This is a genomic window from Haloarcula sp. CGMCC 1.6347, assembly GCF_037078395.1.
Classification (GTDB): domain Archaea; phylum Halobacteriota; class Halobacteria; order Halobacteriales; family Haloarculaceae; genus Haloarcula; species Haloarcula amylolytica.
This window is the reverse complement of record NZ_JAYMGX010000002.1, coordinates 1,047,090-1,062,327: the sequence shown is the minus strand read 5'-3', so window position 1 is coordinate 1,062,327 and position 15,238 is coordinate 1,047,090. Positions and strand designations below refer to the sequence as shown.

Annotated in this window: 18 protein-coding genes, 2 tRNA genes and 1 pseudogene; 8 read left to right on the top strand and 13 right to left on the bottom strand. The window is 63.5% G+C overall.

Annotated features, from left to right (window positions below):
• Positions 1–234 precede the first annotated feature (234 nt).
• Positions 235–305 (bottom strand) — tRNA-Gly (locus VI340_RS13930).
• A gap of 219 nt (positions 306–524) precedes the next feature.
• On the opposite strand from VI340_RS13930, the gene VI340_RS13925 reads away from it, so the two are divergent.
• A complete protein-coding gene (locus tag VI340_RS13925) occupies positions 525–1,358 on the top strand; it encodes an NAD+ synthase (protein WP_008307418.1) in 834 nt (277 codons plus the stop codon).
• A gap of 23 nt (positions 1,359–1,381) precedes the next feature.
• Here the strand turns inward: VI340_RS13925 and VI340_RS13920 are convergent, their stop codons facing one another.
• Together VI340_RS13920 and VI340_RS13915 are read right to left on the bottom strand one after the other, a co-directional pair.
• A complete protein-coding gene (locus tag VI340_RS13920) occupies positions 1,382–2,152 on the bottom strand; it encodes a DUF3105 domain-containing protein (RefSeq protein WP_008307420.1) in 771 nt (256 codons plus the stop codon).
• Between the two features lie 38 nt (positions 2,153–2,190).
• On the bottom strand, positions 2,191–2,865 hold the full coding sequence (locus tag VI340_RS13915; protein ID WP_008307422.1) for an enoyl-CoA hydratase/isomerase family protein: 675 nt from the start codon (positions 2,863–2,865) through the stop codon (positions 2,191–2,193).
• A gap of 60 nt (positions 2,866–2,925) precedes the next feature.
• Here VI340_RS13915 and VI340_RS13910 point away from each other — a divergent pair, with 60 nt between their 5' ends.
• From VI340_RS13910 to VI340_RS13890, 5 genes are all read left to right on the top strand, one after another.
• Complete coding sequence (locus VI340_RS13910; RefSeq protein ID WP_336329419.1) at positions 2,926–3,582, top strand: DUF7114 family protein; 657 nt, start codon at positions 2,926–2,928, stop codon at positions 3,580–3,582.
• Positions 3,583–3,649: 67 nt separating this feature from the next.
• Positions 3,650–3,721, top strand: a tRNA-Thr gene (locus VI340_RS13905).
• A 305-nt stretch (positions 3,722–4,026) separates the two neighbouring features.
• Positions 4,027–4,266 carry a hypothetical protein gene (locus tag VI340_RS13900; RefSeq protein ID WP_008307427.1) on the top strand — a complete coding sequence of 80 codons (240 nt, stop codon included), beginning with the start codon at positions 4,027–4,029 and terminating at the stop codon, positions 4,264–4,266.
• 78 nt (positions 4,267–4,344) lie between these two features.
• Positions 4,345–4,584: a hypothetical protein gene (locus VI340_RS13895; RefSeq protein WP_008307430.1), complete on the top strand. Its 240-nt coding sequence runs from the start codon at positions 4,345–4,347 to the stop codon at positions 4,582–4,584.
• Positions 4,581–4,856: a hypothetical protein gene (locus tag VI340_RS13890; RefSeq protein WP_336358568.1), complete on the top strand. Its 276-nt coding sequence runs from the start codon at positions 4,581–4,583 to the stop codon at positions 4,854–4,856. The genes VI340_RS13895 and VI340_RS13890 overlap by 4 nt, the downstream gene beginning before the upstream one ends.
• Before the next feature lie 56 nt (positions 4,857–4,912).
• On the opposite strand, the gene VI340_RS13885 is transcribed toward VI340_RS13890, so the two are convergent.
• From VI340_RS13885 to VI340_RS13855, 7 genes are all read right to left on the bottom strand, one after another.
• Complete coding sequence (locus tag VI340_RS13885; RefSeq protein WP_336358567.1) at positions 4,913–5,353, bottom strand: acyl-CoA thioesterase; 441 nt, start codon at positions 5,351–5,353, stop codon at positions 4,913–4,915.
• A 147-nt stretch (positions 5,354–5,500) separates the two neighbouring features.
• Positions 5,501–6,049: a KH domain-containing protein gene (locus VI340_RS13880; protein ID WP_004590591.1), complete on the bottom strand. Its 549-nt coding sequence runs from the start codon at positions 6,047–6,049 to the stop codon at positions 5,501–5,503.
• A gap of 95 nt (positions 6,050–6,144) precedes the next feature.
• Positions 6,145–7,194, bottom strand: coding sequence for a two-component system sensor histidine kinase NtrB (locus tag VI340_RS13875; RefSeq protein ID WP_336329630.1), 1,050 nt, complete (start codon positions 7,192–7,194; stop codon positions 6,145–6,147).
• Between the two features lie 275 nt (positions 7,195–7,469).
• Positions 7,470–8,405, bottom strand: a complete 936-nt coding sequence (gene rio1 / locus VI340_RS13870; protein ID WP_050037182.1) for a serine/threonine-protein kinase Rio1 — start codon at positions 8,403–8,405, stop codon at positions 7,470–7,472.
• A 41-nt stretch (positions 8,406–8,446) separates the two neighbouring features.
• Positions 8,447–8,734 carry a translation initiation factor eIF-1A gene (gene eif1A / locus VI340_RS13865; protein WP_004516096.1) on the bottom strand — a complete coding sequence of 96 codons (288 nt, stop codon included), beginning with the start codon at positions 8,732–8,734 and terminating at the stop codon, positions 8,447–8,449.
• A gap of 122 nt (positions 8,735–8,856) precedes the next feature.
• Positions 8,857–8,985 carry a hypothetical protein gene (locus VI340_RS13860; RefSeq protein ID WP_275039401.1) on the bottom strand — a complete coding sequence of 43 codons (129 nt, stop codon included), beginning with the start codon at positions 8,983–8,985 and terminating at the stop codon, positions 8,857–8,859.
• Positions 8,978–10,501 (bottom strand): aldehyde dehydrogenase family protein, encoded by a 1,524-nt coding sequence (locus VI340_RS13855; RefSeq protein ID WP_008307436.1) that lies wholly within the window; start codon positions 10,499–10,501, stop codon positions 8,978–8,980. Before VI340_RS13855 ends, VI340_RS13860 begins: the two co-directional genes overlap by 8 nt.
• 189 nt (positions 10,502–10,690) lie before the next feature.
• On the opposite strand from VI340_RS13855, the gene VI340_RS13850 reads away from it, so the two are divergent.
• Entirely contained in the window at positions 10,691–11,407 is a 717-nt protein-coding gene (locus VI340_RS13850; protein WP_008307437.1) for a helix-turn-helix domain-containing protein, read from the top strand.
• A 32-nt stretch (positions 11,408–11,439) separates the two neighbouring features.
• On the opposite strand, the pseudogene VI340_RS13845 reads toward VI340_RS13850, so the two are convergent.
• Positions 11,440–12,480 (bottom strand): annotated as a pseudogene (locus tag VI340_RS13845) (RNA-guided endonuclease InsQ/TnpB family protein); the annotation flags it as partial.
• Between the two features lie 306 nt (positions 12,481–12,786).
• On the opposite strand from VI340_RS13845, the gene VI340_RS13840 reads away from it, so the two are divergent.
• Positions 12,787–13,260 carry a hypothetical protein gene (locus tag VI340_RS13840; RefSeq protein WP_049942766.1) on the top strand — a complete coding sequence of 158 codons (474 nt, stop codon included), beginning with the start codon at positions 12,787–12,789 and terminating at the stop codon, positions 13,258–13,260.
• Here the strand turns inward: VI340_RS13840 and VI340_RS13835 are convergent.
• Both VI340_RS13835 and VI340_RS13830 read right to left on the bottom strand, forming a co-directional pair.
• Positions 13,257–14,093: a proline dehydrogenase family protein gene (locus VI340_RS13835; RefSeq protein ID WP_008307440.1), complete on the bottom strand. Its 837-nt coding sequence runs from the start codon at positions 14,091–14,093 to the stop codon at positions 13,257–13,259. The two genes, VI340_RS13840 and VI340_RS13835, sit on opposite strands and share 4 nt — an antisense overlap.
• A 71-nt stretch (positions 14,094–14,164) precedes the next feature.
• A complete protein-coding gene (locus tag VI340_RS13830) occupies positions 14,165–15,136 on the bottom strand; it encodes a proline racemase family protein (protein WP_336329417.1) in 972 nt (323 codons plus the stop codon).
• Positions 15,137–15,238: the final 102 nt, after the last annotated feature.

The window sequence follows — 15,238 nt, the reverse complement described above, 5'->3', positions numbered from 1 at the left end:
CCCCGACAAGTATCCCGCGGTCCGCGGGCTGTGTCGCTCACACTGGGAAACGACGGGAAGAATGCCTCGGCCGGGAGTGAGCGAACCAGTCCGTTCGCGAACATCGGACAGTAAACGACCGCAGGGAATGCGCCGGCCGGGAATTGAACCCGATGGCGAGACTCACTCTGTTCGCCTCGCGTGATTCAATTCCCGTGGACTGCATTTGCTGCTCGCGACTTGCTCGCATCAAAATGCGCCGGCCGGGAATTGAACCCGGGCTATTGCCTTGGGAAGGCAATGTCCTACCACTGGACCACCGGCGCGCATCGTTCACTACGTTCACTCGCGCGCCGAGGCTCGCAAATCCGTCGGATTTGCTCACCACCGGCGCACTTCGGTAGACTGCAGGTCGGTCGGACCTGCGAACCCCGTATCGAACTGTCAACAGCGACCGCACTTGAACGTAGCGTTTCGACTGGACGGTCGTCCGAAAATATCGCGCCGATGGATGGGTATTAGTTCCGCCCGGCCAACTAGTAGATATGGCAACAGCGGACTCCGTCGTACGGGCCAACGACCCGATCGACCTGACGTTCTCCGAGGCTGAACTGGACGCCCACCGCGACCATATCACGTCGTTCATCGAGGAGCAGGTCGACGCCGCCGGTGTCGACACCGTGGTGCTGGGGCTCTCGGGCGGCATCGACAGCACACTCGTCTCACACCTGGCTGTCGAGGCGCTCGGCCGCGACGCTGTCCACGGCCTCGTGATGCCCAGCGAGGTCAACCGCGCGGACAACATGAGCGACGCCGAGCGCGTGGCCAACGACCTGCTCGGCATCGAGTACGACGTCATCGAAATTAACCCGCTCGTCGACGCGTTCCTCGACGCCTATCCCGACGCCGAGGGTGACCAGCTCGCCGTCGGCAATCTCCGGGTTCGCTGCCGGGCGGTGCTGAACTATCTCGTCGGGAACCACGAGAACGCGCTGGTACTGGGCACCGGTAACCGGAGCGAGGCGCTGGTCGGCTACTACACGAAGTACGGCGACGGCGCGGTCGACTGCCATCCCATCGCGGCGCTGTACAAACAGCAGGTCCGGCAGCTGGCGAAACACGTCGGCGTCCCCGACGACCTCGCGGAGAAGACCGCCAGCGCCGAGATGTGGGCCGGCCAGACCGACGCCGACGAGATGGGGATGGACTACGACACGCTCGACTCTATCCTCGCCCTGCATATCGACGGCGGCGTCCCGGCGGCTGCGACGGCCGACCGGCTCGGTGTCCCGCTGGATGTTGTCGAGACTGTCCGAGAAATGTACGAATCGAGCGCCCACAAGCGAGCGATGCCGCCGGGTGCGGACCCGCTGTACTGAGGCCTGTTCCTTCGAGTTAGCCGTCAGCGGACCGGGTTCTCCGGCCCGCGGCCCAGATACTCCGAGAGGAACGCGTGGACGGTGTCGGCGTCGTAGCTGTCCAGCGTTAGCTCGTGCCGCCACGCCGTCACGACGTAGGTCGCCCGCGGGTCGTCGTTGGGGTTCGGGACGGCGACGACGCTCCGCCAGGTGCCGGTGTGGGTGCTGGAGAACTCCCGAAGGCTCTCTCTGGCTTCTGGGGAAATTGCATCGGGGTCGTAGTAGACGATGACCGCTCCGTGTTCGAGCGTGTGGACGAGCGAACCGAGCAGCGGCGTCGCCTCGTAGAAGCCTGCATCGACTGTCGAAGCGTAGTGCGTCCCGGAGAGTGGCGGGACCCGCTGGTAGTCGATAGCACTGCCTTCTTCGACGTGGGTGGTCCCTCTGTCAGGGAACTGCTCGACGCCGGCCAGTCGGTCGCTGTCGCCGGTGTCGTCCAATGGCGACGCTTCGACCCCGGAGGCCTCGACTGCCGAAAGCGGCTGTGCGCCCGCCGTCCCGACGAGGTCCGTGTCGCTGCCGCCGTCCCCCCCACTCAGCTGAGTCGCGTATGCTGTGAGTCCGATAGCAAACACCACGACGATGCCGATGATGATTGGACCCATCGGAAGGGTCCCGTCGTCCTCGCCTCCGGTGTGTTCCTCGACGCGCCGACGGTCGATAGCCCCCAGTTCGCCGTCGTGGGCGTCGGCGAGGTGGTCGAGATAGGCGTCGTCACCGTCGAACGATTCCGCGCAGTACTCACAGTCGACCATTGGCGGCCCGTATGCGAGGCGTCGTCTTGTACCCTTCCCTACTCCGTCTTCGCGCTGAGGTCGGCGAAGGCCTGCTGTTCACGGCGCTCCTGGGTCTCCCTGTCGGCGTCGTCCCGCATCCGTGCTTTCAGCACTCGTAGCGCGTCCGTGTCGACGGCCGCCACTTCCTCGGCGACGGCCCGAGGCTCCGCAGTGACCCGCGAGACAAGCCCCATCTGCAGGGCCGTCTCGGCATCAAGCGTTCGGCCAGAGAGCGCGATATCCAGCGCGTCGCCGGTCCCGACGATGTCGGGGAGCCGCGCCGTCCCGCCCCAGGCCCCGAACAGGCCGAGTTTGACCCCGGTTTCGGCCAGCGTTGCGCCGGGCGTCGCCACCCGGATATCGCAGGCCAGCGCCAGTTCGACGCCGCCGCCCCGCGCCGCGCCGTCGATACCGGCGACGACGGCCCCGTCGTAGGATTCGAGCGTCCGAGCGACCCGCTGGCCCAGCGCCGCGAACGCCTCGGCGCGCTCCGAATCGAGGGCCTTGACCTCGTCGAGGTCCGCGCCGGCGCAGAACGCCTCGCCAGCGCCGTGGAGGTACAGCACTGGCTCGGTCGCTGACTCGACTGCTGCTTCGAGGTCACGTAGCGCCGTGCTGGTGAGCGCATTGCGCTGGTCGGGCCGGTCGAGCGTCAGGGTCCGGATACCATCGCCGCTCGTGGTCTGTACCATGCCTGCTGTGACTCTGCGGTTTCCAAAGGTCTTTGCCCTTCCCGTCGCTAGACCCTCATAATGGAGGAAGTGGCGGCAGTTCGCCGAGCGGCGTTGGCGGCAGTCGACGATGTCGAGCCTGACCGGCTTCACGAGCGGATCGCCGCTCGCCTGGACGACGCGTCGCTTGCGCCCGGCGTCCTGACGCTCGTCAGCGCGGGCGCGACCAGCGACCCACCGGTCGACCTGGCTGACGGCGTCGCCGACCGAGCCGCCGGCGTTCAACTCATCTACGAGGGACTCTCGCTCACTCGCCAACTGGCCCGCGACGACCCCTGGGTCAACGGCGACCGCGACACGGCCGACCTGGATATCCTCATCGCGGACATCCTCGTCTCGCGTGGCTTCTACCTGCTCGCCAGGACCGAGGCCGCCGACGCCGCCGTCTCCGTCGTCCGTTCGTTCGGTCACGACCAGACAGTCCGTCAGACGACCAACGACGACAGTCTCGACACCGCGCTCGAAACTGACATTCTGGAACTCGCCGTGGTCGCCGGCGTCACCGCCGCCGGCATCCGTCCCACCCCGACACTCCGCGAGTACGCGACTGAACTGGCCGTCGACGGCCTCCCGCCCAACGCCGAGTTGCTCCGTGAGGAGGTCGCCGACGCGCTCCGGGCCCGCGCGGGGGCCGAACAGCCATCCGGCGACGGGACCGAGGCCGCGGCCGACCACTGATACTAATCGACACACCGGCCCCGAATCGAAACGACTTTAGACAATTGCCGGATACACATTGATGCGTGCCTGGGTAGCTTAGCGGTAAAGCGCGTCCTTGGTAAGGACGAGACCCCGGATTCAAATTCCGGCCTAGGCTTTTTCCAAGCGACTGACCCAGAGCGCCAGCGATGGGTCCGGAGCGCGTGAAACGCCGGATCCGGAATTTGAATCCCTGCCAGTCGCAGCGCCGACCAGCGGGGGGCGACCGTCTGGCTCCGGTTCAAATTCCGGCCGAGGCTTTCTACAACGAATTAACTGTACAGAGCGACGGGACTCCGTGATCTGGTGAGGCAATAGCGGCAATTGCAAGCCCGAAATTGCACCGAAGCGTGGAATCCCCGAAACCTTCAGTTCTGCTGACTGCTTGCAAAGGGATATACTGCTGTAGGCCTAACAGTGCATGTGAGTACCACACACGACGAGGCGGCAGATGCGGTATCGCAAGCCGAGAACGGCCGCGCCATGGGGCCCGCCGCGCTGGCGTCCGTCGCGTCCGTTGCCCTGGCGCTGTACTTCTACTACGTCCGGGGTGACAAACAGCGGGGCCAGTTCATCGGTCTCTGGCCCGCGACTATTCTCAGTCTCGCTGCATACCTCAAACTCGGCGAAATCAAACGGCTTCTCGAAGAGGGCGCTGACTGAACAGGAACTGACGCCGGATTCCGCCGTGGTATCGAGTCACAACTAGCCGGCCGTCCGACCAGCCACCACTATCGACACATGCGCTCAACCCTCGCCCAGACCATCACACGCCTCGACCTCGATACCAGAATCCAGTACGGACTGATGCTCCTCTTCGGAGGACTCTGCCTGCTAGCGGCGGTTGCCCCGCTTGCCACCCTCACGAAAGCCGTAATCGTCTCCGCCCTGTTCGGCTTCACCGGCGGACTCTGGGTGTCTCACCTCGTGCAGATCATTCAACGGGCCGCGGCAACGGCACAGTCCGAGGCCGAGCAATGACCGAAGACGTTGCCGAGGACCCCCCACAGACCTCTGGCTTCCTCGCCGGATTCGAATTCCTCACCGGAGACGACCCCAGCGCCGGTTCGTTCCTGCTGGTCGTCGGAATGGTCACCTGCGTCTTCATCGCCGCGTTCCAGTTCACGCTGAACCCTCCGATATCGACACTGCTTACGGGGCTCGTCCTGGTCATCGCCGTCATCAGCTTCATCATGGGCGCGGTGCTGGATATGCTCAATTACTTCGACACGCCGCGGAATCTCGAACGCTGAGTCCAGAGCGCGAACGTACCCGGTCCCCAGCGATGCTCTGCTGTGGCTCGTTCTGGCTACCGCTCTGGCTCTTCTGCCAGCGCCGTCTCGCGCAACTGCTTGCATGCCTCGCTTTCGGCCGTCAGTTCGGGGACAGGCGTCGGTTTGCCGTCGTCGACAGCGACGAAGGTGGCGTAGGCGCTTGTCGTTTCCTCCGTTTCGCCCGTGTGTGGGTCCTCGCGGGCGACTTCGATTCGAACCCGGACGCTGGTCCGGCCGGTCGCGTAGGCGTATGACTCGATGAGCGCGGTGTCACCGATGGGTATCGGGCGCTCGAAGTCGACGCGAGACATCTGTGCGGTCACGCAGGACTCCCTGGCGGCCCGCATGGCAGACATCGCCCCGATCTCGTCCATCCACTTCATCACGATTCCCCCGTGGGCGCTGTTGTAGTTGTTCGCGTGGGTCGGCTGGACGCGCTCCCGGTTGACGATATGGGTATCGGCGATAGTCGGCATACCGTCTCGTAGAGCGTGTTTCGGGAAAACGGTGTGGTGCGCCGCTGACGGGATTCAGCCGCGACCGTACGCACTCATACTGTTCGACGCCAGCGCCTCGCGGATCATGACGCGTACGCGCAAGTCAAAACAGCTAATTTACCGGAGTTAACCGGTGAACTGGTGGTATTCGAGGCCTTTGTGTTTCATCTCGTTGTGCTTGCGTTCGAGGAACGAGTAGACGGAGCCGTGGGGAGCCCCGTCCAGAATCATCTCGGCGGCCTCTCGCACGGCGTCGACCTGCTCCGGGCCGCCGATGATGCCCAGCGTCGAGCCGTAGATGACGACGGCCGCGCCGGAGAGTTCCTGCATGAGTTCCCGCGTCCGGCCGCCCTCACCGATGAGCCGGCCCTTCTGGCGGCGGAAGTCGTTCTTGTTTCGGGAGGCGGCCTCGATGTCGATGAGTTCGAACATCATCATATCGTCCTCGAGCAGCGCCAGCGCGTCGTCGGGCGCGAACCCGCGGCCGATGGCCTTCACGATGTCGGGGCCTTTCAGCGCCGTCACGGGGTCGCCGACGGACTCGACTTTCACCGTGCCGTCCTCGGAATCGATATCCAGCCGGACCTCTGCGCGCTCCTCGATCTCGCGCATGGTCTCACCTCCCTCGCCGATCAACACACCGATACGGTCCTGCGGAATCTTCACGTGTTGCATAAGTATACCTCTCTGTAGGAGGGTCTGCCTGTTTAAAACTTCGGCAGTCGCGTGACTGTAAGATGCCGGGCGCCCGTCCGCCGGCAGAAGCCATTTCAGTCCAGGAACTCGACGCCGGTAATTTCGAACCGCGCGCCGCCCGTGTCGCTGTCGGTGACGAGGATGTCCCAGCCGTGTGCGCCCGCGATGGTCCGGACAATCGAGAGCCCGTAGCCGCTGCCGTCTTCGGCAGTCGTGAAGCCGTGGTCGAACACGTCGTCCTGATTGTCGGCCGGGATGCCGGGGCCGTCGTCCTCGACGTAGAAGCCGTGGTCCAGCGGGCCGACGCGGACGATAACAGCGCCGTCGCCGTGCCTGATACTGTTCTGAAAGAGGTTCTCGAACAGTTCGATGAGGCGGTCGGCGTCGGCGCTCACCGAGCCGACGTGGTCGTAGTGGAGCGTGGCTCGCTCGGTGGTTCCGCCGGCCCCCTCCCAGGCGGTGTCGACGACGTCCTTGACGTTCGTCGTTTCCGGATCGGTGACGACGTTGCCCTGCTTGGCGACAGAGAGCAGGTCATCGACGAGGCGGGCCATCCTGTCGCTCGTCTCTTCGAGCGCGTCGAGGTGTTCCTCGTCACCGGTTTCGCGGGCCAGATGCACCCGTGAGGAGATGACGCTGAGTGGGCTCCGCAGGTCGTGGGCGAGGATATCCGTGAACTCCTTGAGCCGGTCGTTCTGGCGTTCGAGCATCTTGTCGTACTGGTGTTTCTCGGTCGTGTCCTGGCTGACTGCGACGAACCCTTCGGATTCCCCATCTTCGAGCGGTGAGAGCGAGAGTGTCGCCCAGAACACCGACCCGTCAGCCTGTCGGTGCCAGTGCTGTGTCTCGATGGGCTCGTCCACCGCCTCCGCCAGAAGTGATTCGACGGTCGTCTCCATCTCCTCGGGGTCGGCAAACAGCATGTCGACGTGGTGGCCGACCGCCGCGTCCCGGTCGTAGCCGTACAGCGTCGCTGCCGGGTCGGGCCAGGTCGTGATGGTGCCATCAGCGTCGAGCATGAACACCGCATGCGAGGACAGTCCCTCGATGAGGCGCTCAGACACCGAGGCGTCGCTGTTCGCGGTCTGCTGATCCGAACTGCTGTCTGATGGGGTGGTGTCCATCAGCCGCACCTGCTTGGAACAGGCCAGCGCCGACTCACACAGCATGGGTAGCACTGTGACAGGTCATCCATGTGTATATATACGCCCTCTAACATTTTACGTACCGTGGTTTTCACAGTCAAACCGGGTTGTGAGGAAGCGGGTAACAACGGCAGTGTGCTGCGGTTTGTCTGCCGGAACTCAGTGCCATGGGTGATAATGGCTACAATTCACATATCGCCGCTGCGATAAGATTCTACCCCCCAAAAAACATCACGCGAACAGAACGCTGGTGGTTACTCGTCGTCACGACGGTCGGCTGGCGTCCCCTGCGGGACGGCGTCGTCGTCGCTCCCCGGGGCGGTGTCGTCCTTGTCCTTCGGTGTCGCGTACTCCCGGACGTACGCGAGCAGGTCCTCGGGCGTGGCGTCGACGCCCTGTCTGGCGAAGAAGTTCGCGACGTTGCGGCAGTCCCGTTCGAGGAAATCGTCGGCGTTGGGGTGGTGGATGGTCACCGCCTGGCCCAGGTCGATGATGTACAGTTGGCCCTCGTGGAAGACGATGTTGTACTCCGAGAGGTCGCCGTGGACGAGGCCGGCGTCGTACAGCCGGCGGGTGTACTCCTTGACGACCTCGTAGGCCGTCTCTGGGTTCTCGATGTGGACCTCGCTGAGACGTTTGCTGCGGCCTTCTTCGGTTCCGAGGTACTCCATCACGAGGACGTTTCGCTCAACGGCGATGGGCTCCGGCGTGCGGACGCCCGCTCGTCGGGCGCGCTTGAGATTCGAGGACTCCTTGCGGACCCACGCGGTGACGACCTTCTTCTTGTCCGAGCCGATGCCCTCGAACCGGGGGTCGCCGTCGAGATAGCTCCGCATGTCCTTGAAATCGGAGGCGTTGATGCGGTACACTTTGACGGCGACCTCCTTGTCGCCAGAGAGTGCGGTGTAGACGTTGGCCTCTTTTCCGGTCGAGATTGGGCCACCGAAGGCGTCGATGTGGCCGTCCTGCACGAGCTTGTACAGCGCGCCGTAGGTGGCGTCGTCGAAGACGCTGGCCTCGACCTTGAACTGGTCGGCGTCCTTGATGCGCTCGCGGAACTCGCTGAACTCGCGGTCCCGCTTGCGGGCGATGCGGTCGGCTTCCGTGTCGGAGACGTCGACCTCTTCCCATTCGTCACCCGGTGAGTCAACGTCGTCCGTATCGAGCAGGCCGAACTGCCCCTCGGTCACGCTTTTGCCTCCGTCGAGCCCGCGGCCAGATACATGTCAGGCTACTCCTGGATGTGCCCCTCCTCGCGCAGTTGGTCGGCGTCCTGTTTCTCATAGCGCCATGTGATGTCGGCTTTCTCGTCTTGCCAGTCCCAGGGTTCGACGAGGACTACGTCGTCTTCGCGTATCCAGATCCGCTTTTGCATCTTGCCCGGAATCCGGGCTGTGCGCTCGACGCCGTCCATACAGCGTACCTTGACGCGGTTCGCGCCAAGCATGTCCATGACGACGGCGAACACCTCGTCCTCTTCCGGCATCCGCAGGTTCTTTCTGCTGTCGTTGTCGCTCATAGACGGTACTTCGACGGGGAGAGGTTTAAGGTTTGGAAAAGTTGGACCGAGAACCCGGTCCGTGGCCCCCGTGACGGTGTGGGACAGACGCTGGGGCCGTACGGAAAAGCGATGTCGTCGCGTCAGTCAGCGCCGAGACAGCCGACCCACGAGCAGTCGGTGCAACTCTCGATGCCGGTCGCCGTCGTCGTCTCCCCGCGACAGCGCGGGCAGACGGAGCCGACCTCCGGCGGCTGGACAGACTTACTCATCCGTGATGATGTCCGCCGACAGCCCCTGTGCCATCTCGATGTCCTTGGAGTTGTTCAGCGTCCAGGCGGTGCGCTCGGTGACGGCCTCGATGACCTCGCGGCCGCTCGGGAGGCCGTTGCCGGACTTCTTGACGCCGCCGAAGGGCAGGTGGACCTCCGCGCCGATACACGGGAGGTTGCCGTAGGCGAGGCCGATTTCGGCTTCGTCGCGGAACTGGTTGATCTGGCGGTAGTCCTCGGAGATGATGGCGCCGGCGAGGCCGTAGTCGACACTGTTGTGCATCTCCAGTGCGCGGTCGAAGTCACCGGAGTATTCCAGCAGCGCGACGTGGGGCCCGAACACTTCCTCGTTGATACAGCGCAGGTCCTCGTCGTAGTCGATCTCGTAGACGAACGGGCCGACCCAGTGGCCCTCCTCGTGACCCTCGGGAATCTCTTCGGCACCGAGGTCGGCGCGGTCGACGAGCACATTTGCGCCCTCCTCGCGGGCGAGGTCGTTGTAGCGTTTGAACTTCTCGACCTGGTCGTCCTCGATGAGCGGCCCCATGAAGGTGTCTTCCTCCAGCGGGTCGCCGACGGCGATGTCCGCGGCGATGTCGACGAACCGCTCCTTGAACTCGTCGTAGAGGTCCTCGTGGACGATGAGCCGCTCCGAGGAGACACAGCGCTGGCCGGTCGTCTTGAAGCTGGACATCACGGCCGAGTGGACGGCGATGTCGAGGTCGGCTTCCTCCGTGACGATGACGGCGTTCTTTCCGCCCATCTCACAAGCGGCGATCTTGCCGGGTTCGCCGCCGACCTTGGAGGCGATCTTGTGGCCGACTTCCGCGCTCCCGGTAAAGAGGACCGTCTCGACGCGGTCGTCCTCGACGATGGCGTTGCCGGCGTCGCCGTAGCCCTGCACGAGGTTGAACACGCCGTCCGGGATGCCCGAGTCCTCGAACATCTCGGCGATGATGTGGGCACACCACGGCGTCTGCTCGGCGGGCTTCCAGACGACGGTGTTGCCCTCGACCAGCGTCACTGCGAGGTGCCAGAACGGGATGGCGACCGGGAAGTTCCAGGGCGTGATACAGCCGACGACGCCCTTCGGCTTACGCCGCATGTAGGCGTCTTTGCTGGCGATTTCGGACGGTACCACGTCGCCGTGTGGATGGCGGGCGTTGCCGGCGGCCCACTCGACCATGTGCCAGGACTCGGTCACGTCGGCCAGCCCTTCGCTGATCTCCTTGCCACACTCCATGGTGACGATTTCGCCGAGTTCCTCGTGGCGGTCACGCAGCTCGTGGTAGATGTCCCAGAGGTACTCCGCGCGGTCGATGTGCGAGAGCGAGCGCCACTCGTCGTACGCGTCCTCTGCCGCGGCTAGCGCGCGGTCGACGTCGTCTTCGGTCCCGCGGTGGAACGAGGCGAGCGCCTCGCCCGTGGCCGGGTTCTGACTTGTGAACGTTTCGTCGCCGGTGCCTGTCGTCCATTCACCGTCGATGTAGTGTCGCCGTGAGTCGTCTGTACTCATGGTAGGTACTGTACGCGTCCCCCACCAATATGTTCCACCGTCCATGGTCAGGGGGCCGGTCGTAGCCTGATATGTCATTTACAATCCGGCATTATCTCCCATGGTCGGTGTTCCCCTTATGAACCGCACCTTTATCTGCGTCCATATCGTGACTGTCTTTAGCACCCCTTCATACGGAGGGCGCCCAGTATGAGTGAAGCACAATCAGAACACGGGGGACTCCAGCTCACCCTGAGCATCTGGCATCCTGACTGCTGGACCCTCGAAGTCACCGATCAGACCGCGGCGGGCCTGTTGGCTCACGGCGTGTACAACACGCAGAACGGCAGCGTGAAGGGCCTGTTTACGGCGTACGCAGACAGTATTAACGACGTCGAGGACCTCATCGACGCGACCCGTGATTCGTCGTTGACCGACTCCGTGCTGGAGTTACGCGAGCGCCACGGCGCGACTGGCACGGGCTCGTCGCCGGGGAACACGACCCGCGAGCTGTTCGTCGAGTACGACCCGGACAACACCATCAGCGACAGCCTCCTCTCGCGGGGGTTCATCCACAACGACCCGGTTCGGGTCCGTCACGGTCGCGAACACTGGCCGGTGTTTTTCCCGGACTCCCGCGACGAGGCCGAGTCGCTCCTCGACGAAATCCGCGAGGAACAGTCGGCCGATATCGAAGTGACTCGAATCACGTCCGCCGGCGGCGGCAATCCGCAGCAACTCCGGCGGATGGACCGGCTCTCGGACAGCCAGCGCGAGGCGTTCGAACTCGCCAGACAGGAGGACTACTACGCGTGGCCGCGGGGCATCTCGACGCGCGAACTCGCGTCGAAACTCGGCGTTTCGAAGACGACACTGCTCGAACATCTCCGGAAAGCAGAAGCGAAACTGCTCGACCCGGACCAGTAGCCACAGCGAGAGTGGCGTGAATCGCCTCGGGGTCAAGCCCCGAGGCTTCCCGTTTCCACGACGCGCTTTGCAGACACACGCTGAAAGTCAGGTGTGTCCGTAGGGAGCGCAGTCTCCACGGGCGTCTCTTCGGGCCATCCCAGCCCTAGTTCAGAAAAGCCTCTCTGCAAGACGTTCATCGCCGCGTTCGCGTCCCTGTCCGTCTCGAATCCGCACGACGGACAGGAGTGCTCACGCACCCAGATGGACTTCGCTGTCTCCACACCACACGACGCACATTCTTTGGTGGTGCCTCGCGCTTCGACCTGCACGACGTGACAACCGTACAGGTCGGCCTTGTAATCAAGGAGAGTGATGAACTGTCGCCACGCCGCGTCCTGCTTGTTGCGAGCGTTGTGCGACTGTTCCAACATTCCCTTCACGTCCAAATCCTCGACAAACACCGCGTCGTACTCACGGACGAGCCACGTCGTAATCTTGTGCTGGTAGTCCAGCACCTTCTGCCGAATGTGACGCTTGACCTTCGCCACTTCCCGACGCTGTTTCTCGTAGTTGTTCGACCCTTTCTGCTTCCGTGAGAGCTTGCGTTGCTCGCGACGGAGTCGCTCGTACTCGTCTTCGAGGCCGAGCCAATCCACCGTCTTGCCGTCGCTGGTGTGGACGTAGTTGAAGATTCCGAGGTCGATACCCACGCTGTTGCTTGAATCTAACTCGTCCAGCGCGGGTTTCTCGGGCAGGGCAGCGTCGTCGGTTTCGAGGCCGAAGGAGACGAACCAGTCACCGGTCGTCTCTTTTTTGACCGTGACTTCTTTGATGTCCGCTTCGTCAGGGATTTTGCGGTGGTAGCGGATTTTGATGTCTCCGATTTTGGAGAGCCAGAGTATCGCGTGTCGGCCACTCGTGTTTTTGAGTTCGAAGCCGGACTGCGAATACGTCATACTCTGGAACTCCCGAGGTGACTTCCACTTGAGCTTCCCCACCTTGTTCCCGTTCTGTTTCTGCTCGGAGAGGCCGTCGAGGTTCTGGTAGAACCGTGTGACGGTTCGTTGCAGAGCCTTCGAGTTGACCATGGTGGACTGGGAACTGTGCTCCTTCACATCAACCAGATGGATGGCTCAAATACGTTCTTGAATGTCCTGAAACCGTTTACCATCGGAGCCGCTACTGCCACGTGTGCCATGGGGATAACACGCCGTCATTTCGTGCAGGCTCTCACCACCATCGGGGCGGGGCTTTCCACAGCTGGTTGTTTCGCTTTCGACGGGGCTGACTCAACTGAGACGCCGGCAGCCACAGCGACGCCGACGCCGGCCACTGGATGGGCGATCCAGATTCCGGAAACGCCCCCGAACGTGTCCTGCTCGGCCGCTTCGAGACCGATGGCTGAGCCAGTCGACCGGAAGGGGGCGCTTGCTCCCCGTGGGTATCCCGGGCGGCCGCCATCGGAGCCGGCAGGCGAGGGTGCGGTGGAGTACGCCACTGCGTTCGAACTGGCCTACCGGCAGAACGCCGAGATGCTAGCGAACAGGGACATGACGACTGACGGCCAGTCCGACAGCTACCTGACCCAGTTCGACATCTCTGTCCAGGATTTCTGGGTCGCCTCGGGGCCCGCTAATTCGGCCGTCGTCCGACTGCAGTACGTCGGTTCCGGGACGATTCACCCCGGTACGAACTTCGACTATATAACCCAGTACGTCACGTACTATATCAGTTCGACGCGAGTTGTCCGGGCCAGAACGACGCGAAACGATTTCGATGGGGCCGACGCGCTGGACCCCGACCCCTGGGAGAACGGGAACCCGGTTGCCTGTTTCGAGGGGGAGGGCCGTACACCGTCGAAGTTACTCTAGCTCAGCACGGCCCGGACAGCGAACAGCGCGTTCTCCTTGCGCTCGCGGACGCGCCGGTAGAAGTAGGAGAACCACTTGTCGCCGTAGGGGATGTACTGCCACATCGGGACGCCCTCCGCGGCGAGGTCACGCTGGGCGTCGTCGCGGACGCCCATCAGCATCTGCACCTCGTAGTCAGTGCCGTACTCGTCGTGGAGGTCCTTCGCGTAGTCTATCATCGCCGGATCGTGGCTGCCGACGCCGATGCCGCCATCGAACTCCTCGAACATCAGTTCGAGACAGTCGCGGTAGGCTTCGTTGACGCGCTCTTTTTTCTTGTAGGAAACACTCTCCGGCTCGGAGTAGGCCCCCTTGACCAGCCGGACCTTCCCGGGAAGAGGCGCGAGCCGTTCGAGGTCCTCGGGCGTCCGCTTGAGGTTCGCTTGCGTACAGACGCCGACGCCGCCCTCATGGTCCGTGACGAGTCGCTCGTACGCGTCGAGGGTCACGTCGGTCGTCGTGTAGTCCTCCATGTCGACCCAGACGAAGACGCCGTGGTCGTCGCCCGCCGCAACGATCCGTTCGAGGTTCTCGACGAACACGTCGTCGCCAACGTCGAGGCCGATCTGCGAGGGCTTGACCGAGATAGCGCAGTCGAGGCCGCTTCTGTCAATTTCTTTGACTAACTCGATGTACTGGTCTGCGTCCTCGTCGGCGGGCTGGCGCTCGTCGTAGTGTTCGCCTAACAGATTTAGGATGCCCTTGACGCCGTCGTCGTTGAGCGAAGCGACGTGGTCGAGCGCCCCCGGGGCTGTCTCCCCGGCGACGAAGTTGTTCGCTATCGGCGGAATCATTATCGAAACTACGCCACTATATAGGCCTAAACGCACCCCCTACCAAAAAAATCCCTCCTCAAGACCTGGAATTAAGTGAGTGTGAAACTGCCGAGCGTATCGTCGTCGTCCCGGTAAAACGTGTGCTCGCCCGTGATATGCGCTGTACCCGAAACGACCGGGCTGGTCACGGTGACACCGCCGTCGACGTTTGTCTCGCTGATATACCCCTCGAACGCCGACCCCACCGGGCCGGTCACTTCGACACGCTCGCCAACAGCGAGGTCACCGTCGACGTGGTGAAGCGTCAACCGCGCACACGTCCCCGTCCCACAGGGAGAGCGGTCGATAGACCCGTCGGCGAACACCACACAGCTCCGGCTGCTGTCGCCTCCGGCGGTGAGTTCGACTGCCGAGACGGTCACTGACGAACCGGTGACCGGGTCTTCGGGTGCGACGTCGTTGACTGCTCGGCGGAGTGCCAGTGCGGGCTCGATACACTGCGTGGCATCCTCGCCGTCGAGCGTGACACCCAGGCTCTCAGCGTCGACGACGGCGAAGTAGTTCCCGGAATAGACGATACGAGCCTCGACCGGGACACCGTCCTGTTCGACGGAGACCGTCTCACAGACGTAACTGTCGACGTTCTCGAACGCGACGCGGCGGACGACGCCGTCAGCTATCTCGACCGTCACGTCGACCAGCCCGGCCGGGGTTTCGACGGTCAGTTCCCGCGTTTCGGGGAGTTCGCCCCGTTCGACGAGTGCGGTCACGACCCCGATGAGGCCGTGGCCACACATGTCCAGATAGCCGTCAGTGTCCATGAAGAAGACCCCGAGGTCGGCCCGGTCGGTGGGCACCGGGACCGCCCCGAACATATCCGCGTGTCCACGGGGCTCCTGCATGAGGAGTTTTCGGACGCCGTCTGCTGTGGCTGCGAACCGGTCGCGTCTCTCCCGGACGGTCTCTCCGGCGAGTGTGTCGGCCTCGATGCCGTCGAGTACGATGCGCGTCGGCTCTCCGCCCGTATGCGTGTCTACCGTGATAAACTCCGTTCGTTCCATAGCCGTAGCGATACTCTATGCGGGAAAGGCGTTCCAGAAGTATTAATTGACGGCTTTCCGTACGCCGTCCAGAACAGGGTGCCTACCATGGACGGTGACAGG